At 72.2% G+C, this 20,943-nt stretch carries 19 protein-coding genes; 12 read left to right on the forward strand and 7 right to left on the reverse strand.

The window, feature by feature from the left end; translation table 11 throughout:
- The first annotated feature begins 207 nt into the window (after positions 1–207).
- From ACYSUO_RS13795 to ACYSUO_RS13810, 4 genes are all read left to right on the forward strand, one after another.
- Positions 208–681 carry a MarR family winged helix-turn-helix transcriptional regulator gene (locus tag ACYSUO_RS13795; RefSeq protein WP_461776362.1) on the forward strand — a complete coding sequence of 158 codons (474 nt, stop codon included), beginning with the start codon at positions 208–210 and terminating at the stop codon, positions 679–681.
- Complete coding sequence (locus ACYSUO_RS13800) at positions 678–3,395, forward strand: FUSC family protein (protein WP_461776363.1); 2,718 nt, start codon at positions 678–680, stop codon at positions 3,393–3,395. The genes ACYSUO_RS13795 and ACYSUO_RS13800 overlap by 4 nt, the downstream gene beginning before the upstream one ends.
- 123 nt (positions 3,396–3,518) lie before the next feature.
- Entirely contained in the window at positions 3,519–5,213 is a 1,695-nt protein-coding gene (gene ctaD, locus ACYSUO_RS13805) for an aa3-type cytochrome oxidase subunit I (protein ID WP_461776364.1), read from the forward strand.
- Positions 5,210–5,548 carry a hypothetical protein gene (locus tag ACYSUO_RS13810; protein WP_461776365.1) on the forward strand — a complete coding sequence of 113 codons (339 nt, stop codon included), beginning with the start codon at positions 5,210–5,212 and terminating at the stop codon, positions 5,546–5,548. The genes ctaD and ACYSUO_RS13810 overlap by 4 nt, the downstream gene beginning before the upstream one ends.
- 48 nt (positions 5,549–5,596) lie before the next feature.
- On the opposite strand, the gene ACYSUO_RS13815 is transcribed toward ACYSUO_RS13810, so the two are convergent.
- Positions 5,597–6,367 (reverse strand): AraC family transcriptional regulator, encoded by a 771-nt coding sequence (locus tag ACYSUO_RS13815; protein WP_461776366.1) that lies wholly within the window; start codon positions 6,365–6,367, stop codon positions 5,597–5,599.
- A gap of 71 nt (positions 6,368–6,438) precedes the next feature.
- Here ACYSUO_RS13815 and ACYSUO_RS13820 point away from each other — a divergent pair, with 71 nt between their 5' ends.
- Positions 6,439–7,659 carry an MFS transporter gene (locus tag ACYSUO_RS13820; RefSeq protein ID WP_461776367.1) on the forward strand — a complete coding sequence of 407 codons (1,221 nt, stop codon included), beginning with the start codon at positions 6,439–6,441 and terminating at the stop codon, positions 7,657–7,659.
- Here ACYSUO_RS13820 and ACYSUO_RS13825 read toward each other — a convergent pair.
- Positions 7,634–7,993 (reverse strand): Ser-Thr-rich GPI-anchored membrane family protein, encoded by a 360-nt coding sequence (locus ACYSUO_RS13825; protein ID WP_461776368.1) that lies wholly within the window; start codon positions 7,991–7,993, stop codon positions 7,634–7,636. The genes ACYSUO_RS13820 and ACYSUO_RS13825 overlap by 26 nt on opposite strands.
- 313 nt (positions 7,994–8,306) lie before the next feature.
- Between ACYSUO_RS13825 and ACYSUO_RS13830 the strand changes: the two genes are divergently transcribed.
- Positions 8,307–8,807: a DUF5709 domain-containing protein gene (locus ACYSUO_RS13830; RefSeq protein ID WP_461776369.1), complete on the forward strand. Its 501-nt coding sequence runs from the start codon at positions 8,307–8,309 to the stop codon at positions 8,805–8,807.
- A 25-nt stretch (positions 8,808–8,832) separates the two neighbouring features.
- Here the strand turns inward: ACYSUO_RS13830 and ACYSUO_RS13835 are convergent, their stop codons facing one another.
- Complete coding sequence (locus ACYSUO_RS13835) at positions 8,833–9,003, reverse strand: hypothetical protein (RefSeq protein WP_461776370.1); 171 nt, start codon at positions 9,001–9,003, stop codon at positions 8,833–8,835.
- Positions 9,004–9,146: 143 nt separating this feature from the next.
- Between ACYSUO_RS13835 and ACYSUO_RS13840 the strand changes: the two genes are divergently transcribed.
- Positions 9,147–9,449 carry a YkvA family protein gene (locus ACYSUO_RS13840; RefSeq protein WP_461776371.1) on the forward strand — a complete coding sequence of 101 codons (303 nt, stop codon included), beginning with the start codon at positions 9,147–9,149 and terminating at the stop codon, positions 9,447–9,449.
- 25 nt (positions 9,450–9,474) lie between these two features.
- Here ACYSUO_RS13840 and ACYSUO_RS13845 read toward each other — a convergent pair whose 3' ends face one another.
- The gene (locus ACYSUO_RS13845; protein WP_461776372.1) at positions 9,475–10,833 is read right to left on the reverse strand and encodes an MFS transporter; all 1,359 of its coding nucleotides are present in this window, start codon (positions 10,831–10,833) and stop codon (positions 9,475–9,477) included.
- Positions 10,834–10,984: 151 nt separating this feature from the next.
- A complete protein-coding gene (locus tag ACYSUO_RS13850) occupies positions 10,985–11,650 on the reverse strand; it encodes a TetR family transcriptional regulator (protein WP_461776373.1) in 666 nt (221 codons plus the stop codon).
- A gap of 125 nt (positions 11,651–11,775) precedes the next feature.
- Here ACYSUO_RS13850 and ACYSUO_RS13855 point away from each other — a divergent pair, with 125 nt between their 5' ends.
- Entirely contained in the window at positions 11,776–12,678 is a 903-nt protein-coding gene (locus ACYSUO_RS13855) for a shikimate dehydrogenase (RefSeq protein ID WP_461776374.1), read from the forward strand.
- 142 nt (positions 12,679–12,820) lie between these two features.
- Positions 12,821–14,629 carry a TIM barrel protein gene (locus ACYSUO_RS13860; RefSeq protein WP_461776375.1) on the forward strand — a complete coding sequence of 603 codons (1,809 nt, stop codon included), beginning with the start codon at positions 12,821–12,823 and terminating at the stop codon, positions 14,627–14,629.
- Between the two features lie 29 nt (positions 14,630–14,658).
- Here the strand turns inward: ACYSUO_RS13860 and ACYSUO_RS13865 are convergent, their stop codons facing one another.
- Positions 14,659–15,237: a DinB family protein gene (locus tag ACYSUO_RS13865; protein ID WP_461776376.1), complete on the reverse strand. Its 579-nt coding sequence runs from the start codon at positions 15,235–15,237 to the stop codon at positions 14,659–14,661.
- 83 nt (positions 15,238–15,320) lie between these two features.
- Between ACYSUO_RS13865 and glsA the strand changes: the two genes are divergently transcribed.
- A complete protein-coding gene (glsA, locus tag ACYSUO_RS13870; RefSeq protein WP_461776377.1) occupies positions 15,321–17,123 on the forward strand; it encodes a glutaminase A in 1,803 nt (600 codons plus the stop codon).
- Between the two features lie 55 nt (positions 17,124–17,178).
- Here the strand turns inward: glsA and ACYSUO_RS13875 are convergent, their stop codons facing one another.
- Entirely contained in the window at positions 17,179–17,898 is a 720-nt protein-coding gene (locus tag ACYSUO_RS13875) for a GntR family transcriptional regulator (RefSeq protein ID WP_461776378.1), read from the reverse strand.
- Positions 17,899–18,066: 168 nt separating this feature from the next.
- Here ACYSUO_RS13875 and ACYSUO_RS13880 point away from each other — a divergent pair, with 168 nt between their 5' ends.
- The gene (locus tag ACYSUO_RS13880) at positions 18,067–19,086 is read left to right on the forward strand and encodes a BMP family ABC transporter substrate-binding protein (RefSeq protein ID WP_461776379.1); all 1,020 of its coding nucleotides are present in this window, start codon (positions 18,067–18,069) and stop codon (positions 19,084–19,086) included.
- The gene (locus ACYSUO_RS13885) at positions 19,083–20,645 is read left to right on the forward strand and encodes an ABC transporter ATP-binding protein (RefSeq protein WP_461776380.1); all 1,563 of its coding nucleotides are present in this window, start codon (positions 19,083–19,085) and stop codon (positions 20,643–20,645) included. The genes ACYSUO_RS13880 and ACYSUO_RS13885 overlap by 4 nt, the downstream gene beginning before the upstream one ends.
- Positions 20,646–20,943 lie beyond the last annotated feature (298 nt).

The following is a 20,943-nucleotide window of genomic DNA, read 5'->3' on the forward strand; positions in this document are numbered from 1 at the left end:
GCCTCAAGCGCCGGCGGGGCTGAAAGATCGGGGCTCTGTCCCGGATCCCGCGCCTCAGGCGCCGGCGGGCCTCAAATATCGGAGCTCCGACCCGGGCCCCGCTGCTCAAACGCCGCAGGGGCTGGGAATGCCCACCCGCCGCCGAAAGCGCGGGGCACCAGCCCCCGCCCACCGGTCCCGTGTAAGTCCCATGTATATTCTTTCTATATGCATCTATCTCCGGGACCCCTCGACGCCACCGAGGCCCAGCGCATCGAAGGTGCCGCCAGAGGGCTGCTGCGGGGGATCGCTCAGCTCGGTCAGTCGCTCTTCAGGGAAGGCGAGTTCGGGCTCACGCGGAGCCAGGTCGCCCTGCTCGACGCGCTGGAGGGCGGGCCGTGCCGGGTGACCGGGCTCGCCGCCCGTACCGGCATGGCGCAGCCGCGCGTCACCGTGCTCCTCCAGAAGCTGGGGGAGGCCGGGCTCGTCGAGCGGCGGCGCTGCGAGGACGACCGGCGCGCCGTCGAGACCTCGCTGACGCCTGCGGGCCGCGCCCTGCTCGAAACGGGGCGGCAGCGGATGGCCGCCGCCCTGCTGACCGCGCTCGAGGGCGGCGCCGTCGACGACCCGGAGCGCGCGGTGTCCACCGCGCGGGATGCGCTGAACACCCTGTTGAACGCCATGGAAGCGGAGGCCAGTTGACCACCCCGGGCACCCTGCCGGACCAGCAAACAGCCGCGAGCGACGCCCCGCCGGGCGCCGACCTCGCACCCCACCGGGTCGCCGGACCCCGCAGATGGTGGGACTGGGTCCTCGCGGCCGACCCCGGACTCGGTCAGATGCAGACCGGCTGGCGCACCCTCGTCGCCATGGTGACCGCGCTCGTCGTCGGCTACGCGATGGCCGAGGCGCTCGGCATCCCCGACATGATCGGCATGATGGTCGCCGGGATGATGGGCCTGATGAGCGCCTTCGCGGTCGCCGAGAACACCTGGGACCGCCTCGCCCGCGCCATCCTGTGGATGCCGTTCCCGTACACCGCCGCGCTGTGGCTGTGCGCGACCCTCAACGGCGAGCGCGTACCGCAGATGGTGCTGATGATCGCGGCCCTCGCCGTGACCTTCCTGCTCGCCAGGTTCGGGGCGATTCCGCTGGTCACCGGCATGATGCTGTTCAACGGCATGATGGTCGGCATGCTCGCGGGCATCCCCGTCGCGCTCGTCGGCAAGGCGTTCGCGGTCGCCCTGGTGTCCGCCGCCGCCGTCCTCGTGACGCGGCTGGTGCTGTGCTACCCGATGCCCCGCGAGGACCTGCTGCGCACCCAGCGCGCCTTCGTCGTCGAGGCGCGGCGCGTCGCCGACGCCGCCGTGGACGCCGTCGACCCCGACGCCGACCAGGAGCGGGCCGTGCGCCGCATGGACCGCTCGCTGCGCCGCCTCAACATCACCACCGTGACGATCGACGGCCGCCTCGCCCAGCCCGAGGTCGCCGCAGACCCGGCCGCCGCCGAGCTGCTGCACCGGCACCTCTTCGACGCCGAGCTCGCGCTGCGCGGCATCGGCCAGGCCGTCCAGGAGCTGACCCGGCTGCCCGTCCCCGAGCAGCTGCGCGAGGCTCTCGCCGTGGGCCTCGTGCTGGCCCGCGACACCCCGATACGCGAGGCCGAGGGCCTCCAGCCGGCCGCCGCCCACATCCAGGAGCGCGCCGAGGCGGTCCTGGCCGACCCGGCCGCCCCCGCCGACGACGTGGAGGCCGCGGTCCTCGCGCGCCGCGTCGGCCACCTCCTCGACTCCCTCGCCCGCGCCCTGCACAACTGGCTCACGCTCGGGGCGAGCGCCGTCGCGGGCAAGGCCGAGGTGCCGTTCAAGCCGACCGTCGCCCTGGAGAACAACCGGCTGCCCGGCTCCGCGGGCCCCACCCGCCGCGTGCTCGCCGGGACCACCGAGTCCGGCTGGCGCCGCGCCATCCCGTACATCCGCGTCCCCGCGCACGCCGCCGTGGCCGCCGCGATCGTCGTCCCGATCTCCGACGCCATCGACCCCGGCCGCTTCTACTGGGGCCTGGTCGGCGTGATGATCACGCTGTTCGGCACCAACACCACCCACGAGCGGCTGCGGAAGTTCGGCCACCGCATGGTCGGCACCGTCATCGGCGCCGTCCTCGGCATCCTCCTCGTCCACCTCGTCGGCCGCGACCACGTCTACTGGACGCTCACGATCATCGTCGCCGGACTCACCTTCGGCGCCTGGGGCATGGCCCGCGCCTACGCCTGCTGGGTCGTCGGCCTCGTCGTCGCCCTGTGCCAGCTGTACGCGATGACCACGCCCGAGAGCGGCATGGACCACCTGCTGGGCGAGCGGCTCCTGGACAACGGCATCGGCGTCCTCGTCGCCACCGCCTGCGCCGCGCTGATCTTCCCGCTGGCCCGCCGCACCGTCGTCCAGGAGGCCGAGCGCGGTTACGTCGACGCACTCGCCCAGGTCGTCGCGCAGGTCGAGCAGCGCTGGACCCAGCCCGACACCCCGGTGCGACTGCGTGGCGCCGCCCGCGCCGTGGACGCCGCGCTGCTCCAGGTGCAGTCCGTCGCCAAGCCGCTCGTGCGCATGCCGGTCGGCGTCAGCGGCCCCGCGGCCGAGCACCGCGTCGCCCTGCTGACCTCCGCCACCGGCCACGCCCGCGCCCTGGCCTCGGCCGCCGACATAGACGTGGACCTGCCGCCGCGGCTCGTCGAGCGCGCCCGCCTCGTCACCGCCACGGTCACCGCGTCCCTCAAGGAACTCGACCGGTTCTTCGCGACCGGCGAGCCCGAGGGCACGTACCGCAGGGTCAGCCCCCTCCTTCGGGAGCTGCGCTCCGAGCTGGCGCCGGCCAGGGCCGGGCAGCGCGCCCTGCGCCTGCACACCGCGCTGCGCGAACTCGACGCCCTGGACGAGACGTTGGCCGCGTACGCCGAGCAGGCGGGCCTGCCCGTCGCCACCGGGAACGGCGCCGCGCAGCGGCCCGCGTCGCCGATGCAGCGCCGCACCCGCGCGGTGATGGCGGCCTGGGGCGAACCGCGTCCGGACCCGCAGCCGCAGGCGCAGCCCCGGCCGGCCCCCGCGCCCAAGCCGGCCCCGCAGGCACAGGCTCCGCAGCAGCGTCGTGAAGCGGCCCCCGTGGGCCGGGCCCGCGTCACCGGCCGGGTGGAGTGTGCCGAGCACCCCGCGGGCTGCCCCGCCTGGATCACCGTGATCAGCGCCCGCGGCAAGCGGCTCGCCAAGGCCGCGGTGAACCAGGGGAGTTACACGGTGGAGGGGCTGCCCACGGGCACCCACACCCTCGTGATCTCCGCGTCGCAGCACACTCCGCGCGCCGAACTGGTCGGCGTGGAGGACACGTTGGGCGTCGTACAGCACGACATCCGACTGTCGCACTGACGGTTCGCTGCTGCATTCGAGGGAACCGGGGACGCGCGGGCGCGCGTGTCCCCGCTTCCCGCGCGGACGTCCGCTAGTCGTGGTCGTGTCCTGTCTTACAACGGCCAAGGAAGCGACTACCTGATGACGTCCCTGGAGAGCGCCGCGAGCGCCGAGGCACCGGATTCGGAGGCCGCCCACGCGCGGCAGCCCGGTGCCGTGGTGATCAAGTGGCTCACCACCACTGACCACAAGACGATCGGCTCGCTGTATCTGATCACGTCGTTCGCGTTCTTCTGCGTCGGTGGCATCATGGCGCTCTTCATGCGCGCCGAACTGGCCCGCCCCGGCATGCAGATCCTGTCGAACGAACAGTTCAACCAGGCCTTCACGATGCACGGCCTGATCATGCTCCTGATGTTCGCGACACCGCTGTTCTCCGGCTTCGCGAACTGGATCATGCCGCTGCAGATCGGCGCCCCCGACGTCGCGTTCCCGCGACTGAACATGTTCGCCTACTGGCTGTACCTGTTCGGCTCGCTGATGGCGGCCGCCGCACTGCTCACCCCGCAGGGCGCCCCCGACTTCGGCTGGTTCATGTACGCGCCGCTGTCCGACGCGATCCACACCACGAGCATCGGTGCCGACATGGGCATCATGGGGCTCGCCTTCTCCGGCTTCGGCACCATTCTCGGCTCGGTCAACTTCATCACCACCATCATCTGCATGCGCATGCCCGGCATGACGATGTTCCGCATGCCGATCTTCACCTGGAACGTGCTGCTGACCGGTGTGCTGGTCCTGCTGGCCTTCCCGGTGCTGGCCGCCGCGCTGTTCGCCCTGGAGGCGGACCGCAAGTTCGGTGCCCATGTCTTCGACGCGACCAACGGCGGCGCGCTGCTGTGGCAGCACCTCTTCTGGTTCTTCGGCCACCCGGAGGTGTACATCATCGCCCTGCCGTTCTTCGGCATCGTCTCCGAAGTGATCCCGGTCTTCTCCCGCAAGCCGATCTTCGGTTACTCGGGCCTGGTCGGTGCCACGATCGCGATCGCCGGTCTCTCCATCACGGTGTGGGCGCACCACATGTACGTCACCGGTGGTGTGTTGCTGCCGTTCTTCTCGTTCATGACGTTCCTCATCGCTGTGCCAACAGGCGTGAAGTTCTTCAACTGGATCGGAACGATGTGGAAGGGCTCGCTGTCCTTCGAGACACCGATGCTGTGGTCGGTCGGCTTCCTCGTGACCTTCCTGTTCGGCGGTCTGACCGGTGTCATCCTGGCCGCGCCGCCGCTGGACTTCCACATCTCGGACTCGTACTTCGTGGTGGCGCACTTCCACTACGTGGTCTTCGGCACCGTGGTCTTCGCGATGTTCGCCGGCTTCCACTTCTGGTGGCCGAAGATGACCGGCAAGATGCTGGACGAGCGCCTCGGCAAGATCACGTTCTGGACGCTGTTCGTCGGCTTCCACGGGACGTTCCTGGTGCAGCACTGGCTGGGCGTCGAGGGCATGCCGCGCCGGTACGCGGACTACCTGGCGTCGGACGGCTTCACCGCGCTGAACACCATCTCGTCGATCTCCGCGTTCCTGCTGGGCCTGTCGATGCTGCCGTTCTTCTACAACGTCTGGAAGACCGCCAAGTACGGCAAGAAGATCGAGGTCGACGACCCGTGGGGCTACGGCCGTTCGCTGGAGTGGGCCACCTCGTGCCCGCCGCCGCGGCACAACTTCACCACCCTGCCCCGCGTCCGCTCCGAGTCCCCGGCCTTTGATCTGCACCACCCCGGCGTCTCCGCCCTCGACCACGCCGAGAACCGGCACGAGGACGCGTCCGCATGAGCAGCACCGAGCACGACGTGAACGCGGGAATCCAGCAGATGGAGGGCTATCTGCTGTGGAACTCGAAGGTCACCGAGGCCCATGTGCAGGCCGAGGCGTTCACCGACCGGCTCGAGTGGCTCACCGGGGCGCAGCGCGAGGAGGTGCGGCGCGTCTTCGTCGAGGAGCGCCTCGTCTTCCACCGGGCCGCGCTCGGCCAGATCGTGACGCGGGCCGCGGAGCTGCGCACCGAGTACGAGAAGCGCTACGAGCGGCTGAAGGCGCGCTGCGTCGGCCTCTGCGGCGGCGTCCTCGTCGGCCTGATGGGCCTGGCCTCGCTGGTCGCCCTGAAGTGACGTACGCGCGCGTGTTCTGTCGCCTTCGAGTGGCGTACGCGCGCGTGCTCAGGTGAAGTACGCGGTCGGCGGCGTGCCCAGCGCCCGGCGGAACATCGCCGTGAACGCGCTGGGCGTCGCGTAGCCGACCGCGCCGGAGACCGTCGTGACGGGCACGCCCCTGGCGAGCAGCGTCACCGCGTGGATGAGCCTGGCCTGCTGGACCCAGCGGGCCAGGCTCATTCCCGTCGCGGCCGCGAACCGGCGTTGCAGACTGCGCGCGCTGAGGTGCGCGTGCGCGGCCGCCTGCCGCGTCGTCCAGCGCTCGTCCGGCCGCTCCCGGATCGCCGCGCACAACGCGTCGAGGTGCGGGTCCTTCGGCGTCGGCAGGTGCAGTGCGGGCACCGGGTGCGGGGCGAGCTCGTGCAGCAGGAGGTTCATCAGGACGCCGTCGCGGCCCTCGTGGTCGTACTCCACCGGGATCCGGGTCGCCTCGTCGATCAGCTCGCGAAGGAGCGGGGAGACCGAGACGACGGTGGGTGTGTCGGGCAGGCTCACGGCCGCGTCGGTGGCGATGTACAGGGTGCGCATGGCCACGGTTCCCGCGCAGGTCATCGCGTGGGTGAGACCGCCCGGGATCCAGGCGCCGCGAGTGGCGGGGACGACCCAGGTGCCGTGCCCGGTGGTGACGGTGATGGCGCCCGTGGTGCCGTAGATCAGCTGCGCGCGACGGTGGTGGTGCGGCGGGATGTGATGCCCGTCCGCCAGGTCACGGGCCATCGCGGCCAGGGGCCGTGGCACGTCCTGGTAGTCGTCCCGATTCTCGCTCTTGCCGTACATGGCGCACTCTCGACAGGTATTGGCCGGACCACGAAAGTGTGCCACCAGGCGGCGGCCTAACGTCGCGGTATGTGAACGCCGCACCTCCCAGAACCCAAGCCCTGACGGTCCTCCTCGCGGTCACCTGCGCCGTGACCGCCGCGAACGTCTACCTCTGCCAGCCGATCCTCGGCTCGGTCGCCGCCTCCCTCGGCACGTCCCCCGACGCGCTGGGCGCGGTGCCGACCGCCACCCAGCTCGGTTACGCGCTCGGCATCCTGCTGGTCGTCCCGGCCGGCGACAGCCACGACCGGCGCCGGATCATCCTCGCCCTCGGCACGGCCTCCTCCGTCGCCCTCGCCGCCTGCGCCCTCGCGCCCTCGGTGCCCTTCCTCGCGGTGGCGAGCTTCGTCGTCGGGCTGTGCTCGCCGGTGCCGCAGCTGATCACCCCGCTCGCCGTCGCCCTGGCCGACGAGGGCGGGCGCGGGCCGGGTCGCGGGCGCACCGTCGGCGCGGTGCAGGGGGGCCTGCTCGTCGGGGTGCTCGCCTCGCGCGCGTACGCGGGCGCCCTCGCCGAGCTCGCCGGATGGCGCACCGTGTACGTCGCGTCCTGCCTGCTCACGCTGGCGCTCATGGGCGTGCTCGCCCGCCGACTGCCCAGGGCGCGGGGGCGTGCCACCGCCTCGTACAAAACGGCACTCGCCTCGCTGCCCGGCCTCGCCCGGCAGCCGCTCGTGGCGCGGGTCGTGGTGTCCGGGGCGCTGGTCGGCATCGCGTTCGGCGCGTTCTGGACCACGCTGACGTTCCTGGTCACGGACACCTATGGGCTCGGGTCGACCGCAGCCGGGATGTTCGGGCTCGTCGCCGCCGTGAGCGCGCTCGCCTCGCCGTACGCGGGCCGGAGCGCGGAACGGCTCGGCAGGCGCGGCGCGATCGCCCTGCTGACCGCGCTCGTGCTGGTCGGCTGGCTGGTCGTGCTGCCGGCCGGGGGCGGCTCGCTCGTGGCGCTCGTCGTGGGCGTGATCGTGCTCGACGTCGGCGTGTGGGGCGGCCAGGCCGTGTGCCAGACCGTCCTGTTCACGCTCGACCCGGCCGTGCACAGCCGCCTCAACACCGTGTACTTCACGCTGCGCTTCCTCGGGATCGCGCTCGGCTCGCTGGTCGGCACCGTGGCGTGGGGCGCGGGCGGCTGGCCGGGCGTCGTGGTCACCGGCATGGTCGCGGCTGCCGCCGGGCTCGTCGTCGGGGTGCTGCCGCTGTCGGCGCGGGCGAGGGCGCCGCGGGAGGTCAGCGCACCGCGAATGAGGGGCTGACGCCGCGTTCGCCGCTCTCACGGCTCACGAGCTCGATGGCGTAGCCGTTGCCGTCCGGCACGTTCGGCAGGACGGTGGACGTCTGGCTGCGCGGCGCCGCGGTCAGCCGCGACGCGAGCTGCACGACGCGGGCGTCGTCGCCCCGGACGAGCCACATGTCCAGCTTCTGGCCGGTGGGGTTGTTCCACGTGACGAACATGCTGGAGCCCGAGCTGTGCACGGAGCCCGCTGCGGGCTCCGTGACGGTCAGGGCCTCGGCCTGGGCCGGCCCGGCCATGGGCGCGAAGGCCAGGAGCGGGGCGGCGGCGAAAGAGAGGAATCCGGTGCGGCGCATGCGACGACCTCGTTCCGTCGTATCGAAGGGACAGATGGCGAAGAGATGCGGATGGTGAATGGGGATGGACCGAGAGTTACGGAAGCGGACAGAGGGTTCTCTTCCCGTCTTCGCGGCCGGACCCGAGCATTCGGTCGCAGGCCCCACCCCACGAGGGACGGAACTGTCCCCGAACCGGTCGTGTCGGCAGGACAGGCCGGGGCCGGCGGGTGCACCCTCGCGCACGCGCGCGAGGCCCCCCGAAGCGGCCGGGCGGCGCGTACTGGTGCACGCTGGATAGGAGACACGGAGCAAGGAGACGAGGTGACGCGGCATGACCGAGCGCAGCGACGACTCGGCCATGGGCGACGAGGTGTATCAGCCCTCGGGCCCTGACGTGCGGGACGACGAGGGCATCCTCGATGTCGAGGACACCCTGAACGACCGTGGCGTCGACCCGTACGACGAGGGATGGTCACCGCCCGAGCGCCCGCTGGCCGTCGAGCACAGCGGCAACACGGCTGCCGAGCGGCAGGCCGGCGAGACGCTCGACGAGCGCCTCGCGGAGGAGCGGCCGGATCCGGTCATCGACGCGTACGAGGCGCTGGAGTCCGGCGAGGAGGACGGCGACGACGTGGGCGACCTGCGCGACGGCGACGGCGAGCCACTGGACTCAGAGGTCGGCACCCGGCGCGCGGGCCGCCTGATCGCACCGGACGAGGGCGCCCATGAGGACGCCGAGAAGGACATGCTGGCCCAGGACGCCGGTTACGGCGGGGGAGCGGCATCGGCGGAAGAGGCCGCCGTGCACGTGGTGGACGACGACGAGACCTGAGGTCCGTATGGGGCAGGGCCCCCGGTCACTGGCCGAGGGCCGTCGCCGTCAGCATCAGCGCGGCGGCGGCGAACGCCGTCACGAGAGCCAGGATCGGCGGGCCGAGGGCGACATCGCCTGTCACCATCCGCCGCGCCGTGATGCCTATGCAGATCACGCCGATCCCTCCAAGGATCATGGCCACGTAGATCAGCACTGTCGGCCCCTCCTTCTCACGACCCCCGCTTGCGTGTTCGGATCACATCCTCGCCCGGCGAGCCGCCCGTCGCACGTGGGGGAGAACCCGCCCCACACCGTCTAGCCTGGGACGTCTCGCCCGCACGCCCCAGGGGGACCGGCATGGACAGCACCACGTGGATCGTTCTCGGCACGATCGTGGCACTCGCGATGCTGGTGGCTGTCGTGGTGCTCCTGGTCCGGGTGTTCAAGGCACGCAAACTGCTCGTCGACGCCGGCATCCCGCTGCACAACAAGGCGCTGTTCTGGGCTGCCATCGCGTACACGATCTCCCCGGTCGACCTGCTGCCCGACCCGATCTACCTCGACGACATCGGGGTGCTGCTGGTGGCGCTGAAGATGTTGCACGGCGCCGCGCACAAGGCGGGCATCGGCACAGGAGAGCGCCGGACCCCCACTCCGTGAGGCCCGGCGCCGGTATCGAGCGCGGTCAGACCGCCGCGCCCGGAGCGTCCTTGAGTACGGCGGCGTCCGCGCCCCGCTCGCCCAGCTGCGCGGTCGGCACCTTCGCCGTCTCGCGAGCCGTGAGAGCGGCCACCACCGGCGGCACGCACAGCGCCGCGGTGAAGAGAGCCACCGCGCCCCAGTTGTCGCCGGCCGGGCCCGCGATCTGCGCCGCGAACGTGACCGCGAAACCGGAGATGGCGAAGCCGATCTGGGTGCCGATCGCCATGCCCGAGAGCCGCACACGGGTCGGGAACATCTCGCCGTAGAAGGCCGGCCACACCGCGTTGGCCGCGCTGTAGACGACTCCGAAGGCCAGGATGCCGAGCACGAACGTCAGGGCGTACGAGCCCGTGGAGATCGCCCACAGGTAGCCGAACATCAGCAGCGCGCTGCCGGCGGCACCCGTGAGGAAGACGGGACGGCGGCCGATGCGGTCGGCGAGCTTCGCCCACAGCGGGATCGCGGCGAGCGCCACGAGGTTGGCGAGCGCGCCGACCCACAGCATGGCGGACCGGTCCATGCCGACCGCGTCGCTCGTCGCGTACGACAGGGCCCACACCGTGAAGATCGTGCTCACGGAGGCGACCAGCGCGCCCCCGATCACGCGCAGGACGTCCACCCAGTGGTCGCGGAAGAGCACCGCGAGCGGCAGCTTGGCGACCTCGCCGGACTCGGCCTTGCGGGCGAACTCGGGCGTCTCGTCCAGCGAGCGCCGGATGACGTAGCCGGCGACGGCGACGCCGAGGCTCAGCCAGAACGGGATGCGCCAGCCCCAGGAGAGCAGTTGGTCCTCGGGCAGCGCCGCGATCGGCAGGAAGACGACAGTGGCGAGGAGTTGCCCGGCCTGGGTCCCGTTGAGGGTGAAACTCGTGAAGTACGCGCGCCTGTCCTCCGGCGCGTGTTCCAGGGTCATCGAACCGGCGCTGGACTGCTCGCCCGCGGCCGAGATGCCCTGCATGATGCGGCAGAGCACAAGCAGCAACGGGGCGAATCCGCCGACCTGTTCGCGGGTGGGCAGACAGCCGATCAGGAACGTCGACAGGCCCATCAGGACCACGGTGAACACCATGATCTTGCGGCGGCCCAGGCGGTCGCCGATGTGACCGAGGAAGAACGCGCCGACGGGCCGCGCGGCGTACGCGACGCCGAACGTGGCGAGCGAGAGCAGGGTGGCGTCGGCCGGATCCGACTCGTCGAAGAACACCTTCGGGAAGACGAGCGCGGCGGCGCTGCCGTAGATGAAGAAGTCGTAGTACTCGAGGGCACTGCCGCTCCAGGCGGCGAATGCCGCCTTGCGGGGCTGGCCCTGTGGTGCGCGCGGTGATTCTGCGGGGACGGACACGCGGGCTCCTTGAGGGCTGGGTGGATCAACCCGACGGGCCCTGGGCCGGCCGGATTAATTAACCCACTGGATAGTTAACAGCTGATGGCCAGCGATGTTGCGCCCGTGTTTCCCGCCTGTCAAGAGGTTGCGACGAGGACGTACGAGCCGGTCAGCGCTCGCCGCCGCCCGCCGTCAGGTACGCGATGACCATGTCGCCCAGCATCGTCCGGTAGTGCTCGCGGCGGTCCTGCGCCGTCAGATCGCGGCCGAACAGGGCGCCGAACGTATGCCGGTTGGAGACCCGGAAGAAGCAGAACGAGCTGATCATCGCGTGCAGATCCACCGCGTCCACGTCCGCCGTGAAGAGGCCCTCGGCCCGGCCCGACTCCAGGATCCGGCCGATCACGTCGATCGCGGGCGAGTTGAGCGAGCCGATCGTCTCGGATGCCGTGATGTGCTCGGCGTCGTGGATGTTCTCGATGCTCACGAGGCGGATGAAGTCCGGGTGCTGCTCGTGGTGGTCGAAGGTCAGCTCGGCGAGCCGCCGGATCGCGGCGACCGGGTCGAGATCCTCGACGTCGGCGTCCTGTTCGGCCTCGCGGATCACCGCGTAGCTGCGCTCCAGGACGGCCGTGAACAGCTGTTCCTTGCCGCCGAAGTAGTAGTAGATCATCCGCTTCGTGGTGCGGGTGCGGGCCGCGATCTCGTCGACGCGGGCGCCCGTGTACCCGGCGCGGGCGAACTCCTCCGTGGCGACCTTGAGGATCTCGGCCTTGGTGCGGGCCGCGTCGCGGATGCGTCCCGCGCGTCGCGCCGGCTCTTCGACAGTGGTCATCCGGCGATTGTAGGAGCCGTGCCCGGGGGTGGTTCCGGTCAGTCCCTTCCCAGAAGGGCGTCGGACTTGATATGAGTAACGAACCAGTTCGTACATTAAGCGTGACGCTCGGCCAGGAGGACCCCGTGCCCCAGGACTCTTATCTCGTCGGTCTGATCGGCGAGGGCATCGGGCCCTCGCTCTCCCCGGCCCTGCACGAGCAGGAGGCCGACGAGCAGGGCCTGCGGTATCTGTACCGGCGGCTCGACATCGGTGAGATCGGCGTACGGCCCGAGGACGTGGGGGAGCTGCTGCGGGCCGCCCGCACCGTCGGCTTCGACGGCCTGAACGTCACGCACCCCTGCAAGCAGCTCGTCATCGAGCACCTCGACGAGTTGTCGCCGGGTGCCGCGGCGCTCGGCGCGGTCAACACCGTGGTCTTCGACGGCGGCCGCGCCATCGGCCACAACACCGACGTGACCGGGTTCGCCGCCTCCTTCGCCCGCGGGCTGCCCGAGGCCCGCATGGAGCGCGTCGTCCAGCTCGGCGCCGGGGGAGCGGGTGCCGCCGTCGCCCACGCCGTGCTCACCCTGGGCGCCGGCCGCATCGTGCTCGTCGACGCACTGCCGGAGCGGGCCGCCGCCCTCGCCGACTCCCTGAACCGGCACTTCGGCGAGGGCCGCGCGGTGCCCGCGGGTATGTATGAGCTCTCCACGCACATCGCCGAGGCCGACGGCATCGTGCACGCCACCCCCACCGGTATGGCCGCCCACCCCGGCCTCCCGTTCCCCGCCGAGCTGCTGCACCCCGGCCTGTGGGTCGCCGAGGTCGTCTACCGGCCGCTGGAGACCGAACTCGTGCGCACCGCACGCAACCTGGGCTGCGCCGTCCTCGACGGCGGCGGCATGGCCGTCTTCCAGGCCGCCGACGCCTTCCGCCTCTTCACCGGGCGCGAGCCGGACGCCGCCAGGATGCTCACCCACTTCGCCGAACTGGCGGGCATGGAGGGGGCGCTGCGAGCAGCCACATCAAGCCCCGGCACCGATTGAGCAGCCCATCAACCCTGCGCCGATTGAGCAGATTGAGCCCCGCCTTTGGACGAGAGCCGGCGGGGTACGGGGCAGAGCCCCGATCTTTGCAACCCCCGCCGCCGCCCCACCCCGCAGACCCGCCCCCTCCGGAAGGAGCCCCGTGCGCACCTCCATCGCCACCGTCTCGCTCAGCGGATCGCTCACCGAGAAGCTCACCGCGGCCGCCCGCGCGGGCTTCGACGGCGTCGAGATCTTCGAGAACGACCTGCTCGCCAGCCCCCTCACCCCCGAGGAGGTCCGCGACCGCTGCGCCGACCTCGGCCTGAGCATCGACCTGTACCAGCCGATGCGCGACATGGAGGCCGTGCCCGCCGACGTGTTCGCCCAGAACCTGCGGCGCGCCGAGCACAAGTTCCGCCTCATGCAGCGCCTCGGCACCGACACCGTCCTGGTGTGCTCCACCGTCTCCCCGCTCTCCATCGGCGACGACGCGCTGGCCGCCGAGCAGTTGCGCGGGCTCGCCGAGCGGGCGAGCGACTTCGGGGTGCGGGTCGCCTACGAGGCGCTCGCCTGGGGTCGGCACGTCAACACGTACGACCATGCCTGGCGCATCATCGAGGCCGCCGACCACCCGGCGCTCGGCACCTGTCTCGACAGCTTCCACATCCTCGCCCGCGGCACCGAGGGCAAGGACCTCGAAGGCATCGAGGACATCCCCGGCGACAAGATCTTCTTCCTGCAGCTCGCCGACGCGCCGCTGCTCGACATGGACGTCCTGAAGTGGAGCCGCCACTACCGCTGCTTCCCCGGCCAGGGCGACCTCGACGTCGCGGGCCTGCTGCGGCACGTGCTGCGCGCCGGGTACCGGGGGCCGCTGTCGCTCGAGATCTTCAACGATGTGTTCCGGCAGGCCGAAGCAGGTCCCGCCGCCGTGGACGCGCTGCGCTCGCTGCTCGCCCTCCAGGAGGCGGTGGGTGTGCGGGACGTCGTGGCGCAGGGCGCGTTGCCCGCGCCCGTGGTGCCGACCGGCGTCGCCTTCACGGAACTCGTCACCCCCGACGTCGCCCCGGCCGCCGACCTCCTCGCCGCCCTCGGCTTCACCCGCACGGGACGCCACCGCGGCAAGCCGGTCGACCTGTGGGAGCAGGGCGAGGCCCGCGTGCTCCTCAACACCGGGCCCGCCGCCCGCCGCGACGGCACCGTCCTCGCCGCCGTCGGCCTGGAGTCCCCGGACCCGGCCGCCGCCGCCCGCCGGGCGGAGGCCCTGCTCGCCCCGGTCCTGCCGCGCCGCCGCGGAACCGGCGACGTACTCCTCGACGCGGTCGCCGCGCCCGACGGCACGGAACTCTTCTTCTGCGCCACCGATCGCCCCGAACTCCCCAGCTGGATCCGGGACTTCGAGCCCACGGGGGAGCGGCCCGCCGAGACCGACGTCACCGGCGTCGACCACCTCCAGCTCACCCAGCCCTGGCACCAGTTCGACGAGGCCGCCCTGTTCCACCGCAGCGTGCTCGGCCTCGAACCGCGGGCGAGCGTCGACGTCGCCGACCCGTACGGACTGCTGCGCAGCCGCGCCGTCGCCACCGCCGACGGCGCCGTCCGCATCGCGCTCGGCGCGGGCCCCGGGCCCGGTGAGGACCAGGACCGCGCCCAGCACATCGCCCTCGCCACCAGCGACGTCGTCGCGGCCGCCCGCCGCTTCCGCGCGGCGGGCGGGGAGCTGCTGCCGATGCCGGGCAACTACTACGACGATCTGGCGGCGCGCTTCGAGTTCGCGCCCGGCGAGCTGGAGACGTACCAGGAACTCGGCATCCTCTACGACCGCGACGCCCACGGCACCTTCCGCCACTGCTACACCCGCACCGTGGGCCGCGTCTTCTTCGAACTCGCCCAGCGAGAGGACGGCTACCAGGGATACGGGGCGCAGAACGCACCGGTGCGGCTGGCGGCGCAGCACGCGCCGAACTAGGAGCCCGGCCTGGCTGTAGAACCGCCGGTCTACTCCTTGAAACGCGCGGCGATCTCCTCCAGGCGGGCGCGGTGCCGCTTCCAGTCCAGCGGCGGCAGGCTGTCGTTCTCCTGGCGCCAGCCCGCCGCGCCGTCCAGCTCCTCACGCAGGATGTCGGCGTGGCCCGCGTGCCGCTGGGTGTCGGCGAGGACGCGGACCAGGACGTGGTGGAGCGTGGTCTCGGCGCGCTCCTGCGGCCACCACGGCACACTGCCGACGGTGTCCAGCGAGAGCTCCCGCACCGAGGCGTCCGTGTGCGTCCAGGCGCGCCGGTAGCGCTCGACGATCTCCTCGCGGGACTCGTCGGCGGTCGCGAACATGTCGGCGTTCGGGTCCTCGCCGCCCTTGAAGTCGGGCAGCGGCTCGCCGTGCGCCCGGCCGAAGGTGTCGCAGAGATAGCCGAGCTCCACCCCGGTCAGATGCTTGAGCAGGCCCAGCAGGTTCGTGCCCGTCGGCGTCAGCGGGCGCCGCACGTCGTACTCGGAGAGCCCGTCGAGCTTCCACAGCAGGGCGTCGCGGGCATCCTGGAGGTAGCGCAGGAGATCGTTCTTGCGGTCGGTTTCGGTCATGCGGACACTCTGCTGCCTCGGACGGACGTGGAACAGGCGTTTTCGGGAGGCAGCGGCGCACCTCATGCGATTCGATGGACGAGATGGGACACAAGCCGGAAAAGCCCGCTCACGACCCGCTGACCGCACTCCTCGACGGCGTGCGGCTGCGGCTGCGCGATCTGAACGACGGTGAGCCCGCCTCGTACATCCCGGAGCTCGGCCGCGTCGACCCCCGCCTGTTCGGGGTCAGCCTGTGCACCCTCGACGGTCGGGTCTACGGGAGCGGGGACACGGACGTCCACTTCACCGCGCAGTCCGTGTCGAAGCCCTTCGTGTTCGCGCTCGCGCTCGCCGACCACGGCCTGGAGAACGTCCTGGCGCGGGTCGGCGCCGAGCCGAGCGGCGAGGCGTTCAACTCGATCCGCCTCGAACCCGGCACGGGGCGGCCGCCGAACCCGATGGTCAACGCCGGGGCCATCGTGACCAGTTCGCTCGTCGCGGGCGACACCCCGAAGGCCCGCTTCGACCGCATCCTGGACGGGCTCAGCGCCTTCGCGGGGCGAGCCCTCGGCGTCGACGAGGCGGTGTACGCCTCCGAGTGCGCCACCGGCGACCGCAACCGCGCCCTCGCCTACCTCATGCACAACGCGGGCTCGCTCACCGGCGACGTGGAGGCGGAGCTCGCCGTCTACTTCCGCCAGTGCTCCGTCCTCGTCACCTGCGACGACCTCGCCGTGATGCACGCGACCCTCGCGGGCGGCGGCATCAACCCGGTCACCGGCGAACGCGTCGTCGCGAGCCGGCACGCCCAGCACGTCCTCGCCGTCATGGCCACCTGCGGCATGTACGACGCGTCGGGGCAGTGGATGCTCCGGGTCGGGATGCCGGCCAAGAGCGGAGTGTCCGGCGGGATCGGGGTCGCCCTGCCGAGCCAGTTCGGCATCGGTGTGTTCAGCCCGCCCCTGGAGGAGAAGGGCAACAGCGTGCGCGGCATCGCCGCCTGCCACCTGATCTCCGACCAGTTCGGCCTGCACCTGATGCGGGCCTCGGCCCCGGAGCGCCGGCCGCTGCCGCCCCGCTCCCTGCACGCCACCCCGCTGCGCTCCCTGCGGCACCGCACCCGCGCCCAGCGGGCAGCGCTCGACGCCCGCGCGGAGCGGATCCGCGTCCACGTGCTCCAGGGCGACCTCGACTTCGCCACCGCCGAGCAGACCGTGCGCGCCGCCCTCGAACTCCCGGACGCCGTCGGCTGGTTCGTGCTCGACCTCACCCGCGTCGGCCGCATCGAACCCGTCGGCGCCGACCTGCTGCGCGGCCTCGCCGAGGAGCTGCGCACACGCGACCTGCGCATGGTGCTCGCCGACCCGGACGAGCGGCAGGCCATGACCCGCACCACCGACGAGTTCCCCGACCTCGGCCGGGCCCTGGAGGCCTGCGAGGACGAGCTGCTCACCAGGATCGGCCTCGACCCGGACCGGCCGGTGCCGCTCGCCGACTGCGATCTGTTCGGCGAGGCCGACGCCGGTCTTCGCGCCGCCCTCGCCGACGCCTTCGACACCCTCGACCTCGCGGCGGGCGAGTCCGTCGCGCCGCCGCAGACGGCGCCGCTCGACCGGATCGTCCTCTGGTACGTCGAGTCGGGCCGGCTCGCCGTGTGCGCCAACGCCGCGGACACGGTGACGACGCGCCGCACCTGGTCGGCGGGCCCCGGCGCGGCCCTCACCCCCGCCGACTTCCCACCCGGCCGCACCCGCAAGGTCCTCGCCGAACGCGACACGCGCTGCCGCACCCTCACCGCCGCCGGTTTCCGGCGCCTGCGGGAGCGGGAGCCCGACGCGGTCGCGTTCCTGGAGCGGGCGCCGCTGGAGGGGGCAGAGACGGTGGACCGCGCCGACGTCACCTGACGCGTGGAACCTGGCGTGTCGTGGTCTTCCGCCTCTCAGCGCCGGGGGTCGCGGTTCACGAACCGCGGCGCCGCCGCCGTGCGGCGACCGCCTGGGGGTCGATCTCCGGGTGGGACCAACGCTCGGCGAGCGCCAGGGACTCGGCCCGGCCGTCGGCGACGTGTTCGAGGGCCAGGGCGGCGGCCCGGTCCGCGTCCCCGGACGCGATCGCCGCGTACAGCTCCTCGTGCTCGGCGCACTGCCGGGCCGGATCCCGCTGCGCGGTGAGCCGGAACAGCCAGTGCGTACGCGCCGCCAAGGGGCGCATCATGCTCGTCAGGAGCGGGTTCGCGGCCAACTCCACGATGTCCGTGTGGAATCCCGCGTTCGCGGCGGCGATCGAGGCGCGGTCCCCCTCGTGGGTCGCGGCGCGTGCTGCGTGCAAGCGGGCCTCCAGGCGGACGAGCCCCTCCCCGTCCGACCGTTCGGCCGCGAGTCGCGCCGCCAACGACTCGAGGGATTCCCGTACGTCGAACAGATCGCGGACGTCGGCCGGCGTGAACGGCGAGACCAGCGCGCCCCGGTGAGGCACCAGCAGGACGAGACCGTCCGCCTCCAGCCGGCGCAGCGCCTCGCGCAGGGGGATGCGGGAGACGTCGAGCTCCGCCGCGAGGTCGCGCTCCACGAGCCTTTCGCCCGGCTGGAGTTCGGCCTCCAGGATGCGCCGCCGCAGCGCGTCGTACGCACGGTCGCGCAGCGATCCGCGTTCCGGTCCCGCCGGCTCTGCCGCTGTCACCAAGGGTTTCCTCCGCTCAGATACCGCCCTCACAGTAAGCGGACCGGCGGCGGGGGAGCGTACTGCTAACCGTCCGCTAACACGCGGGCAACACAGGGCTCCCAGACTGAGGGCGCGTAACGGTATACCACTATCGGGCTCGCGGGCCCCTCCCCTGGAGGCATCTCAGTGGCACACACCCATCCACGTCGCGCGGGCGCCGTCGCGGCCGGACTCGGTCTCGTCCTGCTCACCGGGTGCGGCGGCGCCTCGTCCGCACAGAGCGGCGACGGCGGTTCCGGCTCGGGCTCCGGCGATCTGAAGGTCGGCGTCCTGTTCCCGGGTTCGCTCTCCGACGACGGGTTCATGGAGTCGGCGTACCGCGGCTACCGGCGCGCGGCCGAGGAGCACAAGGGAAAGGTCGCGTTCAGCAAGGTCGAGCAGGTCCAGGCCGCCGACTACGAGCAGGCCCTCGTCCGCTTCGCCACCACCTCCGACCTCGTCATCTCGCTCGGCGGCCAGACCGACGCCGACGTGCGCAAGGTCGCCGCCCGCTTCCCCAAGGTGAAGTTCGCCGAGATCGGCGGCCCGGCCGACGGCAGGCCCACGGCGAACCTCGCCCTGTACGACCCGCAGCAGGCCCAGGCGGCGTTCCTGTCCGGCGCCGCGGCCGCACTGTTGACGAAGAAGGGCACGGTCGGCTTCGTCGGCGGCGCCGAACTGCCCGCCATCGTCAACGCGGCCGAGGAGTTCGAGAACGGCGCCAAGGCCGCCGAGCCCAAGGTGAAGGTCCTCACGCCGCAGTACGTGGGCGACTTCAACGACGCCGCGAAGGCCAAACAGTCCGCCCTCGCCGACTACGGCGCGGGCGCCGACGTCCTCGGCCAGGTCCTCAACCTCGGCCACAAGGGCGTCGCCCAGGCCGCGAAGGGCCGCGGCGGCACCCTCATCGGCGGCCCCGTCGCCCACGAGTGCGGCACCGACGAGGCGTACGCCGGATACGTCGAGACCGACATCGGCGCGGAGATCGAGTACGCCACCGACCAGTTGGTGAAGGGGAGTTGGAAGGCGGAGTCCGTGCACTTCGGGCTCACCTTCGACGAGCCGCACAACGACATCGTGCTGTGCGGGGACGCCGACCCGGCCGTGACCAAGAAGCTCGACGATCTGAAGGCGAAGATCACATCCGGGAAGATCACCACCCGATGACGGCGGCACCCGCACTGGCGATCACCGGACTCACCAAGTCCTACGGCGGAGTACGGGCGTTGGACGACATCGACCTCGTCGTCGACGCCAGAACCGTCCACTGTGTCCTCGGCGAGAACGGCGCAGGGAAGTCCACCCTGTGCCACGCCGTCGGCGGCTCGCTCACCCCGGACAGCGGCAGTCTGCGTCTGTACGGGACGCAGTACGCTCCGCGCCGTCCCGCCGACGCGCTCGCCGCCGGGGTCGCGATGGTGCACCAGCACTTCAGCCTCGTCGCGACCCTCACCGTTGGCGAGAACCTGCGCCTGCTGCGCCTGCCCGACCTGGACCGCCGTATCGCCCGGGTCCGTGACGAGTACGGACTCGACCTCGAACTCGACGACGTGGTGGGCGAGTTGCCGGTCGGCCTACGTCAGCGCGTCGAGATCGTGAAGGCGCTGCTGCGCGAGCCACGGCTCCTCGTCCTCGACGAACCGACCGGCGTCCTCGGCCCCGCCGAGACCGACGCCCTGCTCGACACGTGCCGCCGCATCGCCGACGCCGGGCACGCCGTCGTCCTCGTCACGCACAAGCTCGGCGAAGCGTCGCGGGCGGGAGACGCGGCGACCGTGCTGCGCGGCGGCCGGGTCGCGGGCGGCGGCCGCCTCGCGGAGCTGCCCGCCGAACGCCTCGTCCCGATGATGATCGGCCGCGCCGCCGGCACCCTCGACGCCTCGCTGGCCGGCGCGGTCGGGCTCGGCGCACCGGCGCCTGCCACCCCGGACGAGCGCGCCGCACCGACCGGCTCCGCCCTGTGCCTGCACGACATCACCGTGCGCCGCCCCGACGGCACGTACGCGCTCGACGGCGTCTCACTCGACATCGGACTCGGTGAGATCGTCGGTGTGGCCGGCGTCGAGGGCAACGGCCAGAACGAACTGATGGCCGTCCTCGGCGGCTCCCGTGCACCGCAGCGCGGCCGGGTGGAGATCGGCGGCCGTGATCTGACCGGGGCCGGGCCCGCGGTCCGCACCCGGGCGGGTCTCGGGGTGGTGCCCGAGGACCGGCACCACGAGGGCTGCGTCCCGCAGTTGTCCGTCGCGGAGAACCTGTACCTCGGGCGCCTCGGCCGGTTCCGCAGGCTGGGCTTCCTCCTGGACCGGGGCGCCCTCGGGCGCGCCACTGCCGAGGTCCTGTCCGACCATGCCGTCCGCGCCGCCGGGCCCGACGCGCCGATGGCGTCCCTGTCCGGCGGGAACCAGCAGAAGGTCGTCCTGGCCCGGGAGTTGGCGCTCGATCCGCTGGTCTGCCTGGCCGCGGCGCAGCCCACGCGTGGCCTCGACATCGGCGCGGTGGACGCCGTGCACAGCCGGATCCGCGAAGCCGCCGGACGCGGTGCGGGCGTGCTCGTCGTCTCCGCCGAACTCGACGAGTTGCTGGCGCTGTGCGACCGCGTCCTCATCGCCTACCGAGGCCGCCTCCTGGGCCCCGTCGACCCACGCGACCCCGACGCGCGGGAGCGGATCGGGGAGCTGATGGTGGGCGCCGACACGGGCGCAGATATGCGGGCGGGAGTCTGACGCCACGGGGGCGCGGCGAAGGGATCGGCCGATTCCGCGGCTCCGTAGGTCGTCGCACAGCCCCCGGTAGTGATCCGCGGGTACCTCCCGCGCACCGACGCGACGATCTCGGCCGGGGCCGCACCGGCTCCGGCAAGAAACCCGCCTTCGACCTCGGCTGCTCGCCCGCAGGACCGAGCGGCGTGCGCAGCCCAAGGAGCCCCTCGCCCTCGTACTGGTGCCCACCAGGGAGCACCCCGCCGCCTCTCCCTCCTCCACGCACACGTCCCCACCTCGCCGCCACCGCCCCATCCGGCCC

The organism is Streptomyces sp. UC4497 (assembly GCF_054871485.1).